Origin of the sequence: Arthrobacter sp. 754, assembly GCF_040548695.1 — a bacterium.
GTDB lineage: Bacteria > Actinomycetota > Actinomycetes > Actinomycetales > Micrococcaceae > Arthrobacter.
The window spans coordinates 462977-483738 of sequence record NZ_JBEPSC010000003.1 but is presented as its reverse complement, the minus strand read 5'-3'; the positions used below and the strand labels follow the sequence as shown (position 1 = coordinate 483738).

Annotated in this window: 16 protein-coding genes; 7 read left to right on the top strand and 9 right to left on the bottom strand. The window is 61.2% G+C overall.

Translation table 11 applies throughout. The features are described 5' to 3' along the window. Positions 1 to 83: 83 nt before the first annotated feature. Entirely contained in the window at positions 84 to 875 is a 792-nt protein-coding gene (locus ABIA70_RS11605) for an AfsR/SARP family transcriptional regulator (protein WP_354147705.1), read from the bottom strand. Between the two features lie 624 nt (positions 876 to 1499). Between ABIA70_RS11605 and ABIA70_RS11600 the strand changes: the two genes are divergently transcribed. Next, entirely contained in the window at positions 1500 to 2726 is a 1227-nt protein-coding gene (locus tag ABIA70_RS11600) for a S8 family peptidase (protein WP_354147704.1), read from the top strand. A gap of 85 nt (positions 2727 to 2811) precedes the next feature. On the opposite strand, the gene ABIA70_RS11595 is transcribed toward ABIA70_RS11600, so the two are convergent. Next, the gene (locus ABIA70_RS11595; protein ID WP_354147703.1) at positions 2812 to 4797 is read right to left on the bottom strand and encodes an alpha amylase C-terminal domain-containing protein; all 1986 of its coding nucleotides are present in this window, start codon (positions 4795 to 4797) and stop codon (positions 2812 to 2814) included. A 268-nt stretch (positions 4798 to 5065) separates the two neighbouring features. Here ABIA70_RS11595 and ABIA70_RS11590 point away from each other — a divergent pair, with 268 nt between their 5' ends. The 3 genes from ABIA70_RS11590 (at position 5066) to ABIA70_RS11580 (ending at position 8424) form a co-directional block, all read left to right on the top strand. Then, positions 5066 to 6685, top strand: coding sequence for an esterase/lipase family protein (locus ABIA70_RS11590; RefSeq protein ID WP_354147702.1), 1620 nt, complete (start codon positions 5066 to 5068; stop codon positions 6683 to 6685). Between the two features lie 138 nt (positions 6686 to 6823). Beyond that, positions 6824 to 7069 carry a hypothetical protein gene (locus ABIA70_RS11585; RefSeq protein ID WP_354147701.1) on the top strand — a complete coding sequence of 82 codons (246 nt, stop codon included), beginning with the start codon at positions 6824 to 6826 and terminating at the stop codon, positions 7067 to 7069. Between the two features lie 113 nt (positions 7070 to 7182). After that, positions 7183 to 8424 (top strand): trypsin-like serine peptidase, encoded by a 1242-nt coding sequence (locus ABIA70_RS11580; RefSeq protein ID WP_354147700.1) that lies wholly within the window; start codon positions 7183 to 7185, stop codon positions 8422 to 8424. A 118-nt stretch (positions 8425 to 8542) separates the two neighbouring features. On the opposite strand, the gene ABIA70_RS11575 is transcribed toward ABIA70_RS11580, so the two are convergent. From ABIA70_RS11575 to ABIA70_RS11565, 3 genes are all read right to left on the bottom strand, one after another. Further along, on the bottom strand, positions 8543 to 10588 hold the full coding sequence (locus ABIA70_RS11575) for a DNA/RNA non-specific endonuclease (protein WP_354147699.1): 2046 nt from the start codon (positions 10586 to 10588) through the stop codon (positions 8543 to 8545). Between the two features lie 50 nt (positions 10589 to 10638). Continuing rightward, entirely contained in the window at positions 10639 to 11523 is an 885-nt protein-coding gene (locus ABIA70_RS11570; RefSeq protein WP_354147698.1) for a M28 family metallopeptidase, read from the bottom strand. Positions 11524 to 11623: 100 nt separating this feature from the next. Continuing rightward, on the bottom strand, positions 11624 to 13708 hold the full coding sequence (locus tag ABIA70_RS11565) for a M36 family metallopeptidase (protein ID WP_354147697.1): 2085 nt from the start codon (positions 13706 to 13708) through the stop codon (positions 11624 to 11626). Positions 13709 to 14033: 325 nt separating this feature from the next. Here ABIA70_RS11565 and ABIA70_RS11560 point away from each other — a divergent pair, with 325 nt between their 5' ends. Both ABIA70_RS11560 and ABIA70_RS11555 read left to right on the top strand, forming a co-directional pair. Further along, a complete protein-coding gene (locus tag ABIA70_RS11560) occupies positions 14034 to 14399 on the top strand; it encodes a hypothetical protein (protein WP_354147696.1) in 366 nt (121 codons plus the stop codon). A 177-nt stretch (positions 14400 to 14576) separates the two neighbouring features. Then, positions 14577 to 14777 carry a DUF397 domain-containing protein gene (locus tag ABIA70_RS11555; RefSeq protein ID WP_354147695.1) on the top strand — a complete coding sequence of 67 codons (201 nt, stop codon included), beginning with the start codon at positions 14577 to 14579 and terminating at the stop codon, positions 14775 to 14777. Here ABIA70_RS11555 and ABIA70_RS11550 read toward each other — a convergent pair. The 4 genes from ABIA70_RS11550 to ABIA70_RS11535 all read right to left on the bottom strand — a co-directional run bounded on the left by ABIA70_RS11550 (position 14772) and on the right by ABIA70_RS11535 (position 18394). Continuing rightward, positions 14772 to 15710, bottom strand: a complete 939-nt coding sequence (locus tag ABIA70_RS11550; protein ID WP_354147694.1) for an NAD(P)/FAD-dependent oxidoreductase — start codon at positions 15708 to 15710, stop codon at positions 14772 to 14774. The two genes, ABIA70_RS11555 and ABIA70_RS11550, sit on opposite strands and share 6 nt — an antisense overlap. A 27-nt stretch (positions 15711 to 15737) precedes the next feature. Further along, positions 15738 to 16166, bottom strand: coding sequence for a BTAD domain-containing putative transcriptional regulator (locus ABIA70_RS11545; RefSeq protein WP_354147693.1), 429 nt, complete (start codon positions 16164 to 16166; stop codon positions 15738 to 15740). A 382-nt stretch (positions 16167 to 16548) separates the two neighbouring features. Further along, positions 16549 to 17622: a DUF3616 domain-containing protein gene (locus ABIA70_RS11540; RefSeq protein WP_354147692.1), complete on the bottom strand. Its 1074-nt coding sequence runs from the start codon at positions 17620 to 17622 to the stop codon at positions 16549 to 16551. 274 nt (positions 17623 to 17896) lie between these two features. Beyond that, entirely contained in the window at positions 17897 to 18394 is a 498-nt protein-coding gene (locus ABIA70_RS11535) for a LysM peptidoglycan-binding domain-containing protein (RefSeq protein ID WP_354147691.1), read from the bottom strand. A 473-nt stretch (positions 18395 to 18867) separates the two neighbouring features. Between ABIA70_RS11535 and ABIA70_RS11530 the strand changes: the two genes are divergently transcribed. Beyond that, positions 18868 to 20715 carry a hypothetical protein gene (locus ABIA70_RS11530; RefSeq protein ID WP_354147690.1) on the top strand — a complete coding sequence of 616 codons (1848 nt, stop codon included), beginning with the start codon at positions 18868 to 18870 and terminating at the stop codon, positions 20713 to 20715. The last annotated feature ends 47 nt before the right edge of the window (positions 20716 to 20762 follow it).

The window sequence follows — 20762 nt, the reverse complement described above, 5'->3', positions numbered from 1 at the left end:
AGGGTTTCCGCGCGAGGATAACCTACGGACCGGCTCCCGGTAGTGGCCCAAGCACAGTTGCCAGCGCCGACCCCGATGAGGTCCTACGAATGGTGCAGGAGTGGCTCGCCGGCCGGCCAGGAATTGGTGGCGCGAAGTAGTTGCTCTTTTTTTGCAGTGGCATTGTGGTCAAGTGCGTCAGCAATGAGGCTCCTTAGTGAATCGGATGGCAGAAGGCCCATGTCGTCCCCGAGCTTTCCCCGGTAGCGCTCGTAGGTCCTGATGGCAGCGGCAGGATTACTTTGCATCATCTCGGCCGCAACAAGCAGCCGCACCGCATTCTCATAAAGCGGCTCAATTTCAAGTGCTGCCTCTGCAGCGGCCCCTGCCACCTCAGGATTACCCCGGGCGAGTGCATGCCGCGAGATGGCGGTGAAGGCGCGAAGCCGATCCTGCCGCAGCCTGCTCTGTTCGAATATCACCCAGTCCTCATACCAGCCCGGAAGCACCTCGGCATCACGCAGCTCGTGCAGCGATGACGCGACCTCTCCATCGAGCCCGGGTTGGCTCAAGGAAAGGATCCGGGCCCGGATACGGTGAAGGTCCACATCAACATGGTCGTTCAGTGACAACATCGAACCCGCATTTTCGATCAAACCGGGAACCTGCCGTGAAACCAGGTGGACGCTCACGCGCAGGCTCTCCAGAGCACGCGCCTCTGGATACTCCGGCCATAACAGGCCGACAAGGTAGCTCCGGAGGCTTGGACCTCTCATGGCCAGCGCCGCGATCAAACGCTGCTGACGTGCTGCTACACGCAGGACCGACGTGTCCCGGCGAAGCTGCCACGATCCAAGCAAATTCAATTTCAATTCTCCACAGCCGTCGTCGCCCATAGGAGTCTGATTTCGTTCGGTCCAATTGTTTTGAGCAGATAGCAATGAGGATCCTCAAAACGCTGGATGATGTCAATAAGCGCGCCTCCCTCCTTTTACTGCTGAGAGCTGACTATCCGAAAAGAGCACAAGGAACACCCCTAATGCGTGTTGGCTCAGACATCCGGACGATAACACCCAATAGGGCCTGACACTTCTAGTCGCGCGAGCGTGGCCGATGACCCCGAGTGAGCGCCTTCAAAGGATTGGTCTCCATAACGTCGCCCCCAGAGGAGACGTCGACAGATTGGAGCGACTGTGGACACGTCGCTCGTGGGGCTAAACGCGCCGTACCAGATAAGGACTGGCCAAGCTGTCCAGACCTGTTACACGCGCTTCGCACACTTAGAGCAGAGCCGATCTCCGGCTGATCAACACAGCCGACAACGAGTTCCTCGTCTGAAAATTGAATAAGCCGTAACGCCGAAGTAACGCCGGACGGTATAGAGCTAACACCATGGCGGATTGCGTCCGGGACTGTTTCCGCTAATCGCCCGGCTCTTCGCCGGTGACTGTATATACGTACACGGCAGCCCACGGGTCAGAGACGCAGACACTGCCGCGTAGAGGCCAAAGGAGCCCAAGATGTCCGAACAGCTCAACCAGAAGATCGTAATTTTACGCGCCCCTGCCCTGCGCGCCACGCGTGACCCCTTCGACGGGCCGGGTGCCCCCGGGCTCGAATCGGCAGTCCAGGGTGTCGCGGAACGCGCTGCCGGGCTGACAGTGGAAAGCGACGACAACCCCTCACGGTCTACTATCAACGCCCTAAGGAACGATCCCACGGTCCTCGGCTTCGCGCCATCGATGCCAATGAAACTCATCGAACCCCTCGAAGCAGACGCGGCATCGGCCGCTGCCGTGACGTGGGGCGTCAAGGCTGTGGGTGCGGACACCTCACCCTTCACGGGCGCCGGGGTGACCGTCTCGGTCCTGGACACCGGCATCGACGCCGACCATCCGGCATTCGCCGGCGTCGACCTTGTCACCAAAGACTTCACGGGCGCCGGCAGCGCCGAGGACGACAACGGCCACGGCACGCACTGCGCGGGCACGATCTTCGGCCGCGACCTGGCGGGCCAGCGGATCGGCGTTGCCCGCGGCGTCCAGAAAGCCCTGATCGGCAAGGTCCTCGGCGGCCCGAACGGAGGCAGCAGCGACATTCTCGCCTCGGCAATGCTGTGGGCAGCAGACAACGGCGCCCATGTCATCTCCATGTCGTTGGGCATGGACTTTCCAGGCTGGGTGGATGAGCTGGTAAAGGAAAACGGCCTGTCGATCCCCGCAGCTACATCGATCGCCCTCGAAGGCTACCGAGCCAATGTCCGGCTTTTCGAGCAGCTTGCCAACCTTCTCAACGCCCGAGCCTCAGTCGCCCAGACCACAATCGTCGTCGCAGCCGCCGGCAACGAAAGCAAACGCGCCGGCAATCCCGCATACGAGATCAACGTCGCCCCGCCCGCCGCAGCGTTCGGGATCACGTCCGTGGCGGCCTTGGCCGACGGCGCCGGCGGACTCACCGTGGCACCGTTTTCCAATACGATGGCGACCGTGGCCGGACCCGGCGTCGGGGTTTTCAGCGCCTGGCTCAACGGCGGCACCAACACCATCAGCGGAACCAGCATGGCGACCCCTCACGTCGCCGGAGTGACGGCCCTCTGGGCCGAACGGCTTCTTGCGCAGGGACCGCTGAGTCCGGTGCTCCTCCAGTCCAAATTGATCGGTTCAGGAACGTTCAAACCCCTCAAGGCCGGTACGGATCCACTGGACGTTGGCGCAGGCTTGGTGCAGGCACCCACAAGTGCTAGCTAGATTTATGGTTCCTCAGCTCGCATATGTGCACCCCCGGCTGGACGATGTCGCTGTCTCTGTCTGGCCGGGCCGCAATGGCGGTTTGCTACGCCTGCTGACCCGGGTCCGACTGTCGCTCGCTTCGTGATTCCGAAAAGACCAAAATTGTGTTGGCAGGGATGGTGATGGTGGCCGAAGACGGCAACCCGTGCATCGCCGTAGGGTGGGCAATGGATATTCCGTTGTTGCCCTGGACCCAGCCGTTTGGGAAGTGATCGTAGTAATCGCTGTTGAAGACTTCGTACCACGCGCCCGAACCAGGAAACCCGAGGGAGTAGGCCCTATGGGTTGTTTCGGACAGACTGATCACAATGACTACGTCCCGCCCCTCCCCCGGAATCCAGCGATGGAATGCAAGCACCCGGTTGGATGAATCCACGTGGTATGCATTCGTCGTGCCCCTCCGCAGTGCAGACTGGGTGCGCCGCAGCCAGATCAAGTCACGGGTGAAGCAGTGGAAGTCTGCCCGGGTTCGGTCCGTAGCCATTGCCTCCCAATCTATGAAGCGGTCCGCCCTCGTCGGGTTATCAGACCAGAGCCTGTCCTCCAGGAACTCTTGGCCCATGAACAGCATCGGAACCCCCGGGGCGGTAAGCAGCAGTCCTGCGGCCACGCGGGAGCGGCTGCGTGCGTACCATGACCGGGAATCTGTTGCATCAGCGAGCACCGGGATGCGCGGCCAGCGGTGGTCCCCGTCCGAATCGAGGACCAGGTCGTGGTTTTCGAGGCAGTTGTACATAAGCATCGGCGACGCATTCTGAGGGTGGCGTCCCAGAACGTGTTGAACTGGCCGAAGGTTTACCGTGGCATCCGCTCCGCCCCTTGCCTCTGCCAGCACCTCCCGCACGGCGTTACGGACCCCGTCGGCGTAGCCCAGGTCAAAACCCATTCCGTGGGGTGGCTGCCAGATGGCCTTTTCGCGCGGGCTGTTCCAGTACTCCGCTATGAGCACGGCCGAGGGTTTGATGTAGTGAAGAGTCTGCGTCATGTCCTGGCACAACACAAAGCCGCCATAGTCCTCAATGACGCTTACCTCATCGAACCGCAAGCCGTCAGCATGATACTCCTGCAGAAACATGGAGGCATTGTCAATGAGGAACTGACGGACATCTGGGCGGTCGAAGCCAAAGACCCTTCCGCCTGCGTAACCGTCTTCGGAAAAATAGAGGTTGTTCCGATCATTCGGTGAAAGGGGAAAGTCAAAATGGTCGATGCTTTGGCTATCAAATCCTCCGCCGGCGTGGTTGTAGACAACGTCTGGAATGACTGCGATCCCATACAGGTGACAGACATCAACAAAGGCCTTCAGTTGCTCGATCTGGCCACCCACGTCGTCCGGCGCTAGTGGTGGGAAACCTTTGTTGGCCAGAAGTGCATTAAGCCGCTCCAAGTACGGGCCAATGTCAGCGGGACCGACGGCGTAGTCCATCTCCGGCGAATAGATGTCCGTCCCGTTGTACCCCAAGCTCCATTCCCCTTGGAACTCAACCAGGGGCAGCGGCTGCAGCGCCGTGATCCCCAGATCCGCCCAGTATTCAATGCGTTCCAGCGCATCCAGGAACTTTGCCACCCGGTAGGGGCGGATGTCGCGGCCGTCTTGGTCACGTGCGGAGAACACCCCTACATGGAACTGGTAGACGATTAGGTCAGAGAGTTCCGGCGGCCTGTAGTTTTGGTCGTGCCATGGGAAGCTGTCTAGCGGCCTGACAATGCTGTCGCAGCGCGGTGGGTACTCGAAAAGCTCGAGCTCCCGCGCCCGAGGATCGCGCCTCAATCCGTTTCCTCCCGGTCCTCGCACCATGAACCGGTATTTTGTGCCGTCAGCAACATCGGTGAGAAAGCCGGTCCAATGTCCCGTCCCCGCATTCTTCACGAGTTCATCTTGAGCCCGGGGAATGTAGTCATCCGCCCCACCTATAGCCACATAAACGTGTTCCGCCCCCGGCGCCCATACCCGGAAGGTCGCACCGTCAGCCACCAACCGCGCACCCATCGGCGTGGCGTCAGAAATATGCTCCTGCGACGCGGCCATCGACGACTCCTCCCTGTCAGCAGCAGGCATAACAAAGAACCCCTGCCGTTTACCCGGATTCTTTAATCAAGTAAAGAGCATGCCCGTTATTACTGCGTTACTGCCCGACGGCAGCTGTGCCGCGTCCATGAACTGAGCCCTCCGTGCAACGCTCGCATCTAGTAACGGGGCGGTAACACCTGTGGTGCTCTAATCGCCGGACGTGCAGCGTCCTGAATCCGGTGGTACCGGGCCAACGCTGCTTTCAGCTCCACGAAAGGCCAGCACCATGAGCTATCAACCGGGCGACCCCAGGCTCCCCATAATCTATGTCCGGGGCTTTGCCGGCGGCGACATAGAGGGTGCCGTGGAGGACCCGTTCTACGGCTTCAGCACCGGTTCGGTACACGTTCGAGCCAACCGCAGGGGCGATCCGACATTCCACCAGTTCGAATCCCCCATGCTGCGGCTGATGTCGGACATGGACTACGAGGTGCGGGTTCACGGAGACCAGAAGCGATATCTGGACCAGGCCCCGGACCAGGACATTCCCGCAGCCACGGTCTGGATCCACCGCTTCTACGATGTCTCGGCTTCAAGCATTGAAGATAACCCGGAGAGATTTTCGCTGGAAAAGGCAGCCATAAATCTCTTCGGCTTGATCAAACTCGTCAGGCTCAAAACCGGCGCCCCGAAGGTCTTCCTCGTGGCCCACTCCATGGGCGGGCTCATCTGCCGTTGCCTGCTTCAGCGGGTCATTCCCGAAGCCGAGGTCGACGATGAGGGTCATAATCTGCGAGCCGGGGAGAAGTACGTGGCCGGCCTCTTTACGTATGCCACGCCGCACGGCGGAATCCGGTTTGCCGTTGGCGGCGGTTTCCTGGAGCGGCTCCGCGACTTCACCGGACTCTTTGGCGCGGACGTCTTCGGGCCTGACCGGATGTACGAGTACCTCACTCCGGAGTTCCAAAGGGGTCAGCAGCCACGCCGCGGGTTCAATGGCACCGTAATCCCCGAGGACGGGTTCTCCGTATCGAAAATCTTCTGCCTGGCCGGGTCCAATCCCGGAGATTACAAGGAGCTTTTCGGGCTTTCCTCCCGGGCGGTAGGGGCAAAGAGTGACGGTCTGGTCCAGCTTGAGAACGCGGTGATCAAGAACGCCCACTCGGCTATCGTGCATCGCAGCCACGGGGGCAGGTACGGCATCGTCAATTCAGAAGAGGGCTACCAAAACCTGAACCGCTTCCTGTTCGGGGACCTTCAGGTCAGATTGGACCTAATCAACGCCGACGTCGGCCGTCACGACGACCCGGATCTGGAGTTTCAACTGGACCTGGGGCTGACGATCCGCGGACTGCCGGTCCTGGTTCACGAACAGACCGCAGCCCACCACTGTCCAATACTGGTGGAGCGTTTGGAGGAGGGCGAGGACACAGTCGATCACCCCCGACCCCTGCTGACCACTTTCCTGTCCTCCGCAGCTCCGCGGCCTTTGGACGAGGATGGGAACAAAGTTTCCACACTTCGCCATGTCCTGAACCTTCGGCTCATGTCGATCAGAGAGAAAGAGCAGAACAGAAATGACGACGATGATGGGGAATCCAGCATCGACATGCGCGACCACCTGGAGCAAACGGCCGATTGGGAAGACGCCCTCGTGGTCGACATCCTGCCAGGATCTGGGGTAGCCGGGCTTCCGCAGGCCTGGGCCGCGTGGACAAGCACCCTCGAAAGGCCTGTCCGCCTATGGAAACCCATGGAAGAGGCGGAAAAGCCTCTGGTGGACGTGGAGCCGGATGTCGAGGGGTTGTGGGTCGGTGAAGTCCCCGTTCCCTCCATGGCGAACCGGTTGCTTGGTGACAACGCCCTGATCCGCATAACAGTCATTCCCCGGACCAGGGACTTCTGAGCAGGGCATCATGCCGTCCAGTTTGCCCCATTTGCGGCATCTCTCGGAACTGATCGCCGAGTCCGGTCACCGGACGTCAACGAAGACGCTCCTGGCGGGCTGTGTTTCCGCCGTTCCACACAGTCGTGGAACCAGGTCGTGGAAGGCCTCCGACCGCGCTTCGCCGACAACGGGCGCTGGTTCAACGACGTTGAGCGCGACCTTTCCGACGCCGACCGCCGCGAGTGGACCGAGCTCGTTCAGCGCGTCAGCGTGGCGACAGCCTTGGTAACACTGCCCGACCTCACTGCCTTCCAGCTCTGGGGCCCCCGGGTGACACGCTTCTCGTTTGTCCTCTCTCCGCTCGCGGTGCAAGACGTGCCCCCAGGGCCAAGCACCGCGTGATCGTGGCGCGGCAGGGACGGACGGCACGTTTGGCGGAGATTGCCTCAGCGCGGTAACGCCGCAGTAACAGCCCGATTGTTAGCCTGCGTCCACAACGTTCGAGGAGCAGACTGATGAAAATACCGGAAGATGTGATCACCGCAACGCAGGCACGGTTCCAGGCACGTCAGGGTCCGCGGGCGGACACGGAAGAAAAGATCGCGGAGGCACAAACCCCGCAGGGAAGCATCCTCAACGTTGATGCACCGGAACGGGTAGCGCTGCGCACCCGGCGCGTCCTGCGTCAGCCGGTGGTCATGGACGCGCTCAGGGCCACCGCCGAAACCTCACCGGCGACGGAGGGCCAGGTCCGGGACGATCATTTGCTCGAGCGGATCATCGGCGGAAGTAACCTCCTTGGCATCGCGTTCCTGGAACTGGGTACGGCCGTCTCTCGCAGTGTTGGCCGCGTCCACGTCCGCGACCGCTTCCAGATCCGCGGTTTCGGCACCGGATTCATGATCTCACCGCGCTTGGCCCTAACGAACAACCACGTACTGCCCGACGCCCAGTCCGCCCGTTTCTCCCGACTGGAATTCAATTTCCAGAACGGTCTGAGCGGACTTCCGCTGACTACTTCGCAGTTCGACCTGGAACCGGATACCTTCTTCCGGACCGACGCCGACCTTGATGTCACCATCGTCGCGGTCGCTGCGCAGTCACGGCCCGACGGAACCGCGCCATCAGTGCCGCTGGCCACCTTCGGTTTCAACCGCACCTCCAAGGACCAAGGCAAGATCCTGCTGGGTGAATCCATTAACATCATCCAGCACCCGGAAGGCCAGGAGAAACAGCTCGCGCTACAGCAAAACGAACTCATCGACCGCTTCGACCAATTCCTGCATTACCACACCGACACATCACCGGGCTCATCCGGTTCACCGCTTTACAACAACCAGTGGGAAATTCTCGGCCTCCACCACTCTGGTGTGCCGGCCCGCAACGAGGCAGGCGACATCCTGACCGTCGACGGCACGGTGTGGGACAAGACGCAGAATGAGCTCAAGATCCAGTGGATAGCCAACGAAGGCATCCGCATCAGCAGCATCCTGGCCTGGCTCGGCAAGTCCGCCGACGGCCTAAAAGCCGAAGAACGGACCCTGCTCGAGGAGGCCCTGAGTCCGCCCTCTCCTGCAGGCGGGGCTCAACACCCGGTTGAGGTACATCAGGCAGTTGAGGTAAAGCCAGCACCGGTTAGGACGCTACCCGTACAGCCACCTCCTGCGCTCCGCGCGGACGGAGCCGTTTCCCTCACTGTTCCTGTGCACATAACTATCCGGCTCGGCGAGATACAAGACAGTACAAACACAAAGTGAGGCCACGGTAAACCGGGAGAAGAACACCGCCTGCTGGTCGACCCTGGCAGCCCGCAGATTACCGATTCCTGACCAAAGGCGTAGTGCTGCTCGAGAGTCTTCCTGGCCCCAGTTTGCACTAGCGTCCGATGAACCGTATTTGCCGGACATCGGTCAGTTCGGAAACCAGGCCCTCGGTGTCCTCGATGGGGTCGAGTGCGGCAAGTGGGCCGAACGAGAGTCCCGTGCGTTGTTCGATGGAGGAGATTGATCGCTGCGATGTTTTGTGCTTGCCGAAAACAAACTCCTCTTCACGCAGGAAATCCTGCTGCGACATTGTGTAGCCGGTGGCACACAGTTGGCCCGTCTCGTCGTGGATGAACGCGATAACCTTCCAGAACTCTGTCGGGATACGTACACCGAACCGGATTGGGTCATCGTCCGCCAGGAACGGACCGGTGAAGACGCAGATCCGCATGTCATCCTTGCGCGCGTTCTGGAGCGCGTAATTCTCGAGCTCGAGCCAGACTCCACCGTTAAAGGGTTGCATCTGAGGGACGGCGTTGGTGACGTGCATGGAGTCCTCATTTGCTTTCGATGCGGCACCACTGGGACCCCAGACCGGGTCCTCACGCCGGGTCATGTGACCTCGCGAGAATTTGGGCTCGGCGCCGTAGCATTCCTTGCGGATCTGCGCCCCGAGGGGGATGCGAGGGTCTGTGCGCCAGCCCGCCCGCGGCATCGAGATGGACTGCAATCCATCGATGTTCACGGCACTGAATAAGCACAGCCTGCGGCTCCTGCTCATCATGACGGTGAAATGTTCGTACCGCAGCATATCTTCGGTGTTTCCATCGACAGTGAAGGTCAGGACATCATCCCGCCGGCTCCTTACCGTGGGCAGCGGCACGGGAGCACCGAGAAATGTTTCCTGGTAGCCCAGACGATCCCGGTAGTCGGCTGGAACCGCCTCTGTGAATACTTCCTCGTCGGTATCAACCCTTGTTGACGACCCATCCCCGGCCCGATCGTCGTCGCCATCCCGGTACGGGTTTCCGACTTCCACCGTCACCCGAAGGGGAACCACGATAGAGAGCCTGGCCTTTGTACTGGGGGCCGCGGCTGCCTGGGGATTTGCTGGTGCGCGGCGGTCGGGAACCGATGGCTGAACGGGGCCCGGCAGGGTCTTGCCGCTAAGAACTTCTTCGAGCCGCTCTGCCACGATGGTGCTCGGTACCGCAAAATTGGCGCTGAGGAAACGGCCAGCGAAATGCAAACCCACCGCCTCACCGGTCTTGAGCGACATCACCACCGATCCGGAGTTGCCGCCAAGAGTAGAACAGTCGTGGCGTAGCGACGTCGAATCCGACCCGGTCAATTGTCCCGGAGCGAGGCGCTTCTTGTCATAGACGTTCCCGAAGATCTCGTCCATCAGCTGCTGTTCCGGGATTCGGCTATCCCGGGCCGGGTATCCGATCACGGCTACCATCTCGTTGTTTTCAGGATGTGTGGAAAGCCTGATGGGCGCGGCAAGGGAGTGCTCCCTGGTCGGGGTGACGCTCACGAACGCCAGATCAGGTCCGTCTGAATCCTCGATGTGCAGAATGCGATTAAGCCGGAACGTCCGTTCCTTCGTGCTGCCGATCTCTTCCAGGAAGTCGATCGAGGCATTCATCCGACTACCGCCGATTCCCTGCTTGAACACGAACGACGTACCGTCGTTGCGCCCGAACTCGGCCGCCACATGACGGTTCGTAACCACGACATCCGGTCTTACAAGCCAACCGGTGCCGAGCCAAGCCAGGTTGTGTCCCTCGACCTCAATGCGGCCAACCGCCCGGGCGGCGCTCACCAAATGCGCTGAAGCATCCTGGAGACGCGACTTCCAGATGGTGCTTTCCGGATCGGAAATCACGAGCTGCGCCTCATCACCGACGACGGCCAGCACGGGCCTACCGGTCCTCAGGACGATGGTCTCCTGCGCGAATTCGATTCGATCGACAGCTTGTCCACCTACTTGGATAGTCGGCCCGGGATCCGGGTGGGCTCCTTCGAGTCCTCCGCCAGGCAATTCGGGGACAAAGGCCGCGGCCTCACGGCGTTCGAGCATTTCCTCGCCAAGCAGGACATCCCGGCGTTCGATCTGAGCGTTGGCGGCCTTGAGCCGGCCAATGAGATCTTCCATTTTGCTTTGCCTTTCGATCGATGTGGGGGCGGCGACGACCGGCAACCAGTTCAGGCCGACGCACCGAGCATGGCTACGACCGCGGCGGTGTTCATCCGAAGGATGCTGATGGCCACCGAAACTTCCAGTCCGGCGAGTGTGTCTCTGGGGGTGTGCTCATCGGTGTTCAACTGATCCTCGCCCTCGATGGTCAGCACTGCAGGAAGGCCGGCGTCAATGAAGGACACGTGGTCGGAAGCGAAGGGCTCAAGCGAGACGAAAACCTCCAGATCGGAAGTGTCATGAGCGGCTTGTGCCAACGCGTCGATCACATGTTGGGAAACCGTCGCTCCCTCCAGCAGCACCGAGGGTGCGGCGGTGTTGAGTCGACCGATCATGTCCATGTTGACGATCATGATGATCCTCGACCGGTCGGCGTCACTTAGATCGGCCACGTGAATGCGGCTGCCGTGGAGCCCCTGTTCCTCCCCACCGAACAGGACCAGGCGCAGGTCATGCCGTATGACGGCGGCGGCCAACACGCGGGCAATCTCCAGGACTCCCGCCGCACCCGAGGCATTGTCATCTGCCCCGGGTGCTGGAGCGTTGACCCCCCCTGCCTGATTGATCGAGTCCAGGTGCGCCACAACGTACACCAGCCGGCGCTCGTCCTCGGGCGCTGTGCCGGGCTTGTCGGCGACAATGTTCAGTGTCTTGCGACCGCCCACGGCGACCGGCTCCTCGCGCGTGGCATAGCCAAGCGCGGCAAAACGGTCGGCGGACATTCGTGCCGCGTCGCGGTACGCCGAGGAGAAGGAATGCCGGGTCGGGTGCGCCGTGAGGTCTTCGAGGGCCTGCCGATAGGTGTCGGCCGACACTTCATTGACCAGCCCGGTTACTTCCGTTCCGGCAAGGCGCCGCGAACTGGCCTCCGAGCGGGGCAGCAATACGGGCACCGGCCGCCCGCCTAGCCTGCGGCGACAGCCCGACGGCGGCGCTGGTACAACCATGGCTCTCCTCGTGATCGGCTGGTGGACGGATTATGGTGGCCACGCGCTAGGAAACCGGTACCGCGAAACTCTCCACGACGCCCCTCAGGTCGGTGGAGTTTTGTGCCGGCGCAACGGCCCCGGTTCCCATGCCACGCTTGGCGAAGCCCGCCCAAATTTCGGGCAGGTCCTCGGGGTTAAGGGCGGCCGCGGCCGTGATGATTCCGTCGCGGGCGTGCAGGAACGTTGGCCGCGAGGGCGTCAGCTTGAGGCCGCCGACCACATCCAACAGCACCCGCCGCTCGGCATCTTCATGTCCGTGCTTCACCACCAGGTTCACAAACACCTCCCACAGTGCCGCGCACCAGATCTCTCCGGCGTTGTGCACGGCGCTGTTTGAACCGCCGGCGTTTGGACTGATTGGCGCACCAACCGGCAAAAGCTGTCCAGCGCTGATGTGGCGGAATGTCAACGGGCTTTTCGCGATGTCCGCACTGTAGGGATACCGCCGGATCGAGAAGTAATAGTTGTCATTGAAGGTCGGGGTGAGGTCGGTCCAGCCGCCCACCGGGAAGACCCCGTTGACGAAGTCGTCGGCGGGCTGCGACGTCATGCTGATGGCGAAGAAGTCGCCCCATCCTTCGCCCATGGCACGGCCCTGCTGGTTGGTCAGGCCGTTCGAGTTTCCAACCAGCCGGTTTGTGATGTAGTGGCCCATCTCGTGGAAGGTGATCAGTGCCTCATGGTTGCTGGTACGGGTTGGCTGGTCGGGCTGCGGTCCCAGGAACTCGAACATCTGCATTCGTGGACTGGCCCCATCTGCAGGGGTGGACATGTTCGCATTGTCGGTGCCGCTGAAATCGTTGCCTTCCGCCAGGATTGGATCACCTCCGATACCACCTCGGCTGAAGTTGTCGGCCTGGGCATTCCCGGCTGCCTCGTCAAAGCCGGCGTCGTACCAACGGTCGTGGAGCCAGTTGACGTGGAAGAACATGCCCACGAGGCTGTTCTGGAGATTTGTGGAGTCGCTGGCGTCCCGGCTGTGGTCGTAGGTGTAATCGAACGTGTCGGTTGACGAAATTTCTCCCAGCACGTCGCCGGCGCCCAGCCCATCCTGCGCCTTCAAATCAGCGTAAGCGACGCAGTTGTTTCCTTCGGTAGTGGTTGCGCCCGGCGGTAGCCACGGGTCCCGGCCCGGAAGGCTCTCGAGCGTGACGAGGCGTTCCGCGACGGTAGCCGCCTGGAAGCCGTCGGGTATCCCGGTGGGGTGGGGTGACCCGGGAGCCGGCCCATCATGGGGCCGGAACAGAGCGTCTCCGGTGTTGTGCACGCGATAGGTGAATAGGGCACTCTCACTGGCCAGATTCTTGCGGAACAGGACAAAGGGAGTGTCTACGGAGTCGATGACGTAACTGAACGCGGGAAATCCGACGATCCACAGCTCAAGGTAGTGGCCTGAGGCGAACTGCTGATTCCCCAGCGGAAACATCACGTCCTTCAGCCTGATGGGCCGTTCGAATAGGGGTCGACGCTCGTTCTCACCAGCCCTGAACTCATAGGACCGGTAAGGAGTATCGTCGGGCTGCGTTTCCGCAAGCTCAAAATCGGAGGGCTGGTAGACGACCCGGGTCAGGTCGAATGCCGCCCGTGCGATCGCATCCTCCGGGGTCCGCGCCTGCGCCGCGCGGCGCTCCCGGGCAGCGACGCCCGCGCCTGGGAACAACTGCCCGGACAATGAGATCACGCCATTGCCGTCGTCGAGCGCGACCGTTACGTCTGAATCGAATACTTCGACGCCGTCGACACTTTGGAACAGCTGGGCGGTCTTAAGACCGGTGCGACTGACGGAGCGCACCTGCACCGCCGCTGCATCTTCTTCCGCAAGGTTCCAGACGGCACGTCTGTCCTGGATGAATTGACGCACGGCCTCTCCCGGATCCGAAGGTCCTGGCGCAGCCAACCGGCCGCTGGGCTGCCGGCTGACGATCCGGTTGGGGAGCCCCGTGGTTTCATCCTCCTCGATGACCAGGTCCGGGACGTCAGCGGACAACGCATCCCTCCCTGTGGTGGGGCTCTCCGGAGATGGCCGCTCGGCGCTGCGTGCCACCTGAACTCCGCGGTCATAAAGGGCGTGATAATCGTCAGGGATCATTTGCCACCTCCATCCGTTGGTCGGATCGACCCGACCACATTAGTGTCCCGCATGCCGTGTGACCGCTCCGTCCTGATAACGGGACGGAGCGATGGATAAAGTGTCCCGCCTCTGTGTCACATCGCCATCACACTGGCGTCACCGGTATGAGGTGCCGGTGAAGGTACTATCCCGCAGCCCGATCTGCCGCATCCGCAGCCTGGGCACAAGAAACGACCACGTGCTCCGTAGGGTGCCGACGCGTGACGCTCCGGTGACGACCCTTTGGAACCATGCCATGTGCGGGCCAATTCTGATCCGCACAACGGTCGCGAAGGGGAGAACCATGGCAAATGGTACAGAGGACGAATACGCCGAGTTCGACGAGCAGGCGGTCACCGCAACTCTGGAAGCATCGAGGCAGCCGTTTGAAGGCAGGGATTCACGGGCTGTAACCGAGATTTCCGCAACGGATGGCGGCGAGCTCGAACTGCGCGCGTCATGCATTTCAGTTACTTCCGGCAACCACAGGGTTTGCCTGAAACTCCCACTGGGAATCGGACAGGTGTGCATCCCACTGCCGTTCGACCTCCCGAATGGCACTGCTGTCCGGGCCTGTCTGAGCATCCGCACGAAGTGGGGCATTCCCACCGGTGTGTGCGTCAAGCTCTACGTCGCCGGCGAACAGATCGCGAGCAAGTGCTTCCCGTAAGCACCTGACGCCACGCCCTTTGCAAGGCGGTGGCACCTCGACGACGGCCCGGGCGAAGGGCGACACCCGGCCCGGGCCGCCCCCCTGGGGCCGGCACAGCAGATTGTGTTTTCGGCGACCCAATATTTGAACATCAAACGTGCCATCTGCGGCGCGGCGTAATTCTAGGGAGCAGAAGTGGATGACGAACTGAGCTTCGAACGCTCTTCATATTGTGCGAACAGTTGTTGCCTCGAGGTCGCCTTAGTACATCGAACCGGGACTGTCTATGTACGCAGTTCCCGGAACCCCGGAACGCAGATTGCGTTCTCTGCGGAGGAGTGGACCGCATTCCTGGCCGGCGCCAAGAACAATGAGTTCAATCTAAAAACCCTATGAGATGTCCTGACTGTCCCAACTCGTCGCGAAAATGTGCTCGTCAAGGAATGCGGCCGCCGTAAGGCCGCTGGCGATTGCAGTGGCCACAAAGGTCATGTTTCCAGTCGCCGACGCTGCCTTGGCCATATCCCCAACGGCAAAGACATTTGGCACCGAGGATCTCTGAAAGTGATCGACCCGAACGCGGCCATCGTCCCTCATTGCGCATCCTAGTGCTTGGGCGATGGATGATCGCTGGCGGTATTTTAGAGATACGAAACCCGCACGATAAGTCCTCGTTGCGAAGTCCCCCATTTTGAGCGTCAGTCCGTCGGAATGAGCCTGAATGCACACGACGTCCTCCTCGAGGATTCGGATTTTGTTCCTAAGGAGCCTGGTCCGCGTCTCGGGAGAAAAGCTAGGCTCACCGTTGCAGCAGAGCTCCACTTCCGGGCTTATGCGGTCATGAATGTAAGCCGCCATGAACGCCGCCTGCTCGCTGCCACCGACCACAACCAACCGCTGTTCCCTGACCTCAAAACCGTCACAAAGCGGACAATGAAACAGGCATTTGCCGTAAGCCGTGTCGATGCCGGGAATCGATGGGAGCTGATCGACAACGCCCGTAGCCAGGATCAGGTGATCCGCGGCGATCTTGCGCCCTAGTGTTGTTGAAACCACGGCCTTCGAATCCTCCATGAGAACCTTCGTGGCTTCAGCATTCAGGAGTGAAATGGTAGGGAACTTTGCAATTTCCTTCCGGCCCGCGAGGATCAGCCCCGCCGGCGTCATTCCATCCCGTCCCAACAGCATGTGCACACTCGGCGCTGCAGCATTCCGCTGTTGATCGTTGTCGACGACAACGACGCGCCTGTGCTGTCTGCCAAGCACCTGCGCGGCGGCCAGGCCGGCCGGGCCGCCGCCGACGATCGCTACATCGAAATGTGACTTCACACGCGTTCTTCCCACCACCCTGGGACCTCAGCGGGAGCCAGCCGAACTCGGGCTGGTCAGCATCAGTTCGTGCATATACGCCGAGAGTTGTGTCGGGATTCCGGCGTCGGCAAGGAGTGCCATATAGCTGTCCACCTCGCGACGGGCCTCGCTTACATTTCCTTCTGCCAGATGGGCGCGTACGAGGCAACGATGCGCGCTTTCTCGTAGCGGATCACCAGCAATCGCCTCCAACGCTGCCTCTATTGCATTGTCGAACCTCTCTGCGTTCACGTACCAGGCAGACATTCGTTCCAAGGCGTGGAGTCGGGTCTGGCGCTGACGCTCACGGTCGATCACCAGCCAATCGTCGTACCACGATGGCAGCAGATCCCACCTGAGCGGACCTATCTTGACCGGTGGCGCTTCACCCGACAACCACTTATCCAGCCGATCGCGAAGCAGGTTGATGTCCACGTGCACAAAGGTTGTCAGGTGGAGCCTGTCACCGGACGTGTCCACCAGAGGGAGCCCGCACGGCCTCGGTAACCTCCACAAAGTCGAGCGCAGGCACGCCCGCGCCTGAGCCTCGTCCAGATCCGGCCACAGCTGGGCGGCGACCGCAGTTCGTCTCACGTCGTTGCGCAACGCCAAAAAGGCAAGCAAATGCTCAGCGCGGGGGCTAAGATCCACCGTTGTCTCAGCATGTCGTAGACGGAAGTCACCTAACAGCCGAAGTTCGAGAACGACCCCACCGCAATGCCCAGGGTTTGTCCCGGTGGAGACTCCTTCGACAGGTTCGACGGCGATCCAGATCCCCCCGGACTTGTTGCTCCCGAATTCCATGACGCACAGTTCCTTAATCCCTGAGATGAAAGACGTCGGCGCGCACGCCTTGGTGTCCGGACTTGCGCTCGTCCGCAGGCATGTCGTACACCACAAGGACCGACCTGCCGTCCTCTAGCAAAGCGAGCCCCTCGGCCCGGTCTTCACGCTCTCCGAACGGCACGTTGAGTACGCATTTCAGGTCGTCCTTGTGGAGGACAGCCTCCCCTACCGGCGTCAGCGCGTCCCGCCAGCGGAACACCGCCGTGCGGCCGTCCAGCTCCATGGTGGGTCCGGCCAAGACGAGCAGGTCCTTTCCGTGACGGCACAAATCCCGGACACCCAACCCGCGCAGATCGAGAAAATGCTTTCGGTAACGGCGACCCCCGGGACCGATCGGCTCCACCTCGATGCCTGGCCCGTCGCCGGCGTCGAGCTCGACAATCACCGCCCACCCCCGCAACACCGGCCCACGCAGTCCAACGAACACCCGGCCGCCGGTCACGGCGAGGCCCTCAAAGTCGATCCCGTTGTCCTTGCCCGGGATCGGGCACGCCCCTATGAAGCATTTAAGGTGAGGGTCATCTGACAGCAGATCCAACAATCCCCCGCCGGTGCCCCCGCCAAGGTTGAACCCAGCGGAACGTTGCTGCTCACCGGTCCGGCCATCGCCGGAACCAAGAAGTGTTTTGATGGAGAGCCGGGCCAGCACCCGCCGGCGCTGGCTGACCTCGACTTCCGCCAAAGCTTCCCGGGCCTGGTCAGGGCTGTGTTTGTCCTTAACCCGTTTGCGGACTGAGCTGTGTGAGCCGAGCAGCCACAGCGTGTCACCCTCAACATCGAGGCCTTCGATATCGATCTCCCCGTCCCCAGGCAGCTCGAGGAAATCATTAAGGTCAAAGCTGCGATGGGCGTGAGCCTGGTCGCCCTCAATTGTGAGCCGTTCGAGACTGGTCGTCTCGTCGTTTGCGACCCAGAGGTGGTCGCCCTCGCGAACGATCGCGGACAACCCATCGCGGAGGTCATCGTCCGGATCAAGTGTGCTGCGCTGATCGAGGACCAGCGTGATTTCACCGTCCGGCTGGTCGGCCCTAGGCCATCCGGTCATCGTGGATCATCCCATCGCCCGCCCTGATGCAATTTCATATGGGACGACCTCATGGCTAGCACAGTGTTCAACCTTGGTGGCCGGTCCATCAATCTCAACTCCAATTCTTGGTGGAATTCTGCAGCTCGCAGGTGTACCGGGACGACGCGCTTTTCCGCCGCGGCATCTCCTCTGCCGGCGGCGCCCAATCACTACTTTCCGTCTCCCCTGCAGAACAGGCGATGCCTCTGGGCGCCCGGTCCGGGGCGAAGCGACAGCAGACAGCAGACCGATGTCAGGCGAGCAGCGGTATACGGAAGATCTGACCCGGAAAGATAAGATTAGGGTTGTTGATTCGGTCCCGGTTGGCCTGGAAGATGTCCTCGACGGTCGTATTCTGGCCCTGCTCGCGAGCGATCTTGGTCAGGTTATCGCCGGCCACGACTTCGTAGAGCTTGAAGCCCTCCAAAGCCGTAAACAGCGTGACGGGAACAATGTTAAGGTCCGTCCCCGGGGGATGGATACCGGAGGCATCCTCCCCGAATACCTGAAGTGTCATGTGGGCCGCGCGGGCGGTGTAACCGCCGACTGAAACCTCGTGGCCGAAGTCCCGGACGACTCCCATGGAACCGGCGCCCTGGATGTTCCCTTGGGCTACGCTTTGACCGCTCACGTCCAGCAGCTGCCAGAGGACTGTCGCTTCAAATCCGGTCCCGAAACCGGCAACCGTGAAGTCGCTACCTATAACGTCATTGGGCTTCGGCTGGCGAACTTCGATGAGTCGGGGGGCCATGGCTACCTCCTCGAGGTCAGTTTTAGAAAGACACACCTGTTGGGTTCGTACTGAAAACTTCAGCATCCCGCCCGTTACTGCGGCGTTACGTCCGACGCACGACCGTCGGAGCCAACTCACGGCAGCCATTCCAATGGAAGACCTGCAGTACCCGCGCTGACGGAAATGAGAGCATTAGCGCATCACCACACCCCAGTCCATAACCCAGATCAACGAATGACCTTAGGGCCTCCATCCGACGGCCTCGATTTGGCCGCGTCCGTTCATAGGCAGCGCTTCGAGGACTGGTTCGAATCAGAAGGCATCGTCCCGGCTGCCCGCTCAGGCAGGGGTCTCGCGGCCCGGCCGTCCCCTTGGGTCCTGATCGACCCTGTAACGCTCCCGTAACGGGTGCCGCTCTATCTTCTATCGACTAGTCAGTCCGCTAAGTGGCCTTGATCCGGGCCTTTGGCTACAGAATTGAGGGCACACCGATGACCCTGATGCGCTGGGCCGCTGGGGAGGCGGAGGGCCCGGTGGATCCATTTCAACCAGTGTTTGCCGGAATGGACGTCTGGTCGGGGCGGATCTGGTCAGCCCTTGGTTTTATCGCAGCAGCCATTGCCGCCGTTGCCGCCCTTGCCGCGGTGGCTTGCCTGTTCTGGCGGCCAGTCTCGTGGTTGGGAAGGCGCACCCGCGCGCACGCGCTGTTCGGCAGCAAAGGCCGTTACGTCGTCAAAGACGTGTCTGATCCTCCTGGCTGCCCAGGGACGGGGGCCGTTGTCCGCGCACGAATCCTGGATGAAGTGTTCGAGGCCCGGCAGGGAGCTCGAACCATGACTGTTCTGGACGGCCCTGGCGCGACCCTGCCAAGCCCCGTCGTGGAACTGCCTGCCAACTACAGATGGCTGACACCCCTTGTCAACAGCCTGTTCACTCGACCTTACGAGACAACGGTCAACGCATTGCCTGCCGACGGCGGCAAAGTTTCAATAAAGGTTGTCCTGGGTACATCCAAGGGCAAAGTGATGGAGACCCGACGGATCAGTGAAACAGTCCGCGGTGGAGCCGTGACAGAGGCCTACAGCGAAGCTGCATCGAGAGCCGGCGCCTGGCTTGCGTTTACGCTGGCTAAGCACGCGCAGCCGCGCCGCCTGGTGAGGCGAAGTGACCAACGGGTGGTGATCTTCGGCACGGAATCCTGGGAAAGTTACGCCCTGCTGCGCAAAGGTCAGCGCCGGACGGAACTAACAGAGCAGATGGACGCATACAAAGCGGCGCTATTCGAGGATCCGTGCAACGTCGGCGCCCTGGCACGGTTAGGCCACCTTCAGGGAAACGAACCAGCGAACTTAGACACCCTCAGTCAGGGCATCAATCACCTCAGCCGTGCTGACCATCTCCTTAACGGAAAAGCTGACGGCATGACGACATTCCGTTTTGCCTTGCCAGGGACGAGAGCTGATCCCCGGTGGTATCAGATCACGTATCAGCGAACTGTTGCATTCATCAACCGCTACTACGCCCGCGCAGCCAAAGACGGATTTGCCGAATCTGATTTAGCACAGGCTTTGTCGTTGGGCGTGGAGCTTGCGCGGGCAGTCGGAGCAACCCAGCTAACGCTCGCCAGCAAGTGGAGACGGTGGTCCATTATGCGCGACCGGCAGCATGACCTGCAGGACCTGTTGGACCGTGATGGTCTCGACCTTGCAAGCCTCCTTGCAGGCCCTTTGGCTGTCATCGAAAAAAGAAACAGCTGGAAGGACGCTCCGTCGACACTTGCCCAGATTGTTCCGCACCGGTTCGGCACGACCTATGAGTTTTGGAAGTTGCTGGCTGGGCTTCATCCCCCGGGCGTAGAGTCCACGCTTGAGTGGAGCGGGCCCTCATCGAGAAACTTATTGGCCGCTCAGTTGGAGTTCGCCACTCTGTCCACACCTGAGGGGAACAGGGCAGAAGACAGCTTGGGTTCTTTCTTGCCGTGGCGCGTCCGCTACCAGCGGGCCTGCGTACTCGTTGAGATGGAACTCTATGAGGACGCGGTGGATGAACTTAGCCTGATCCTGGACTATGCCTCAAGTTTTTCTGCATCCTCATTGCTCGTTGTTGACTGGGTCAAGAAGGACCCCGCCCTTCGACCGCTGTTTAGGCAAAGCCGGAGGCTGGCCCGCCTGACCTCGATCCACCGGAGCGACGGACGCCCCGGTAAAGGGCAGAGACGCCACCTTCGGCAGCAGCAGGTCCGGCTCGCGCTGATGTTGAACCGCAGCGAAGAACGACTAGCTGCCTTGCCGCGGGAACTGATTCTCCAAGGCGAGATTGTGAACGATCCCCGTGGGTGAGTGCAGCGCCGTTCCATCTGCAGTCCGGTGTAAGAAACCTGCAGGCA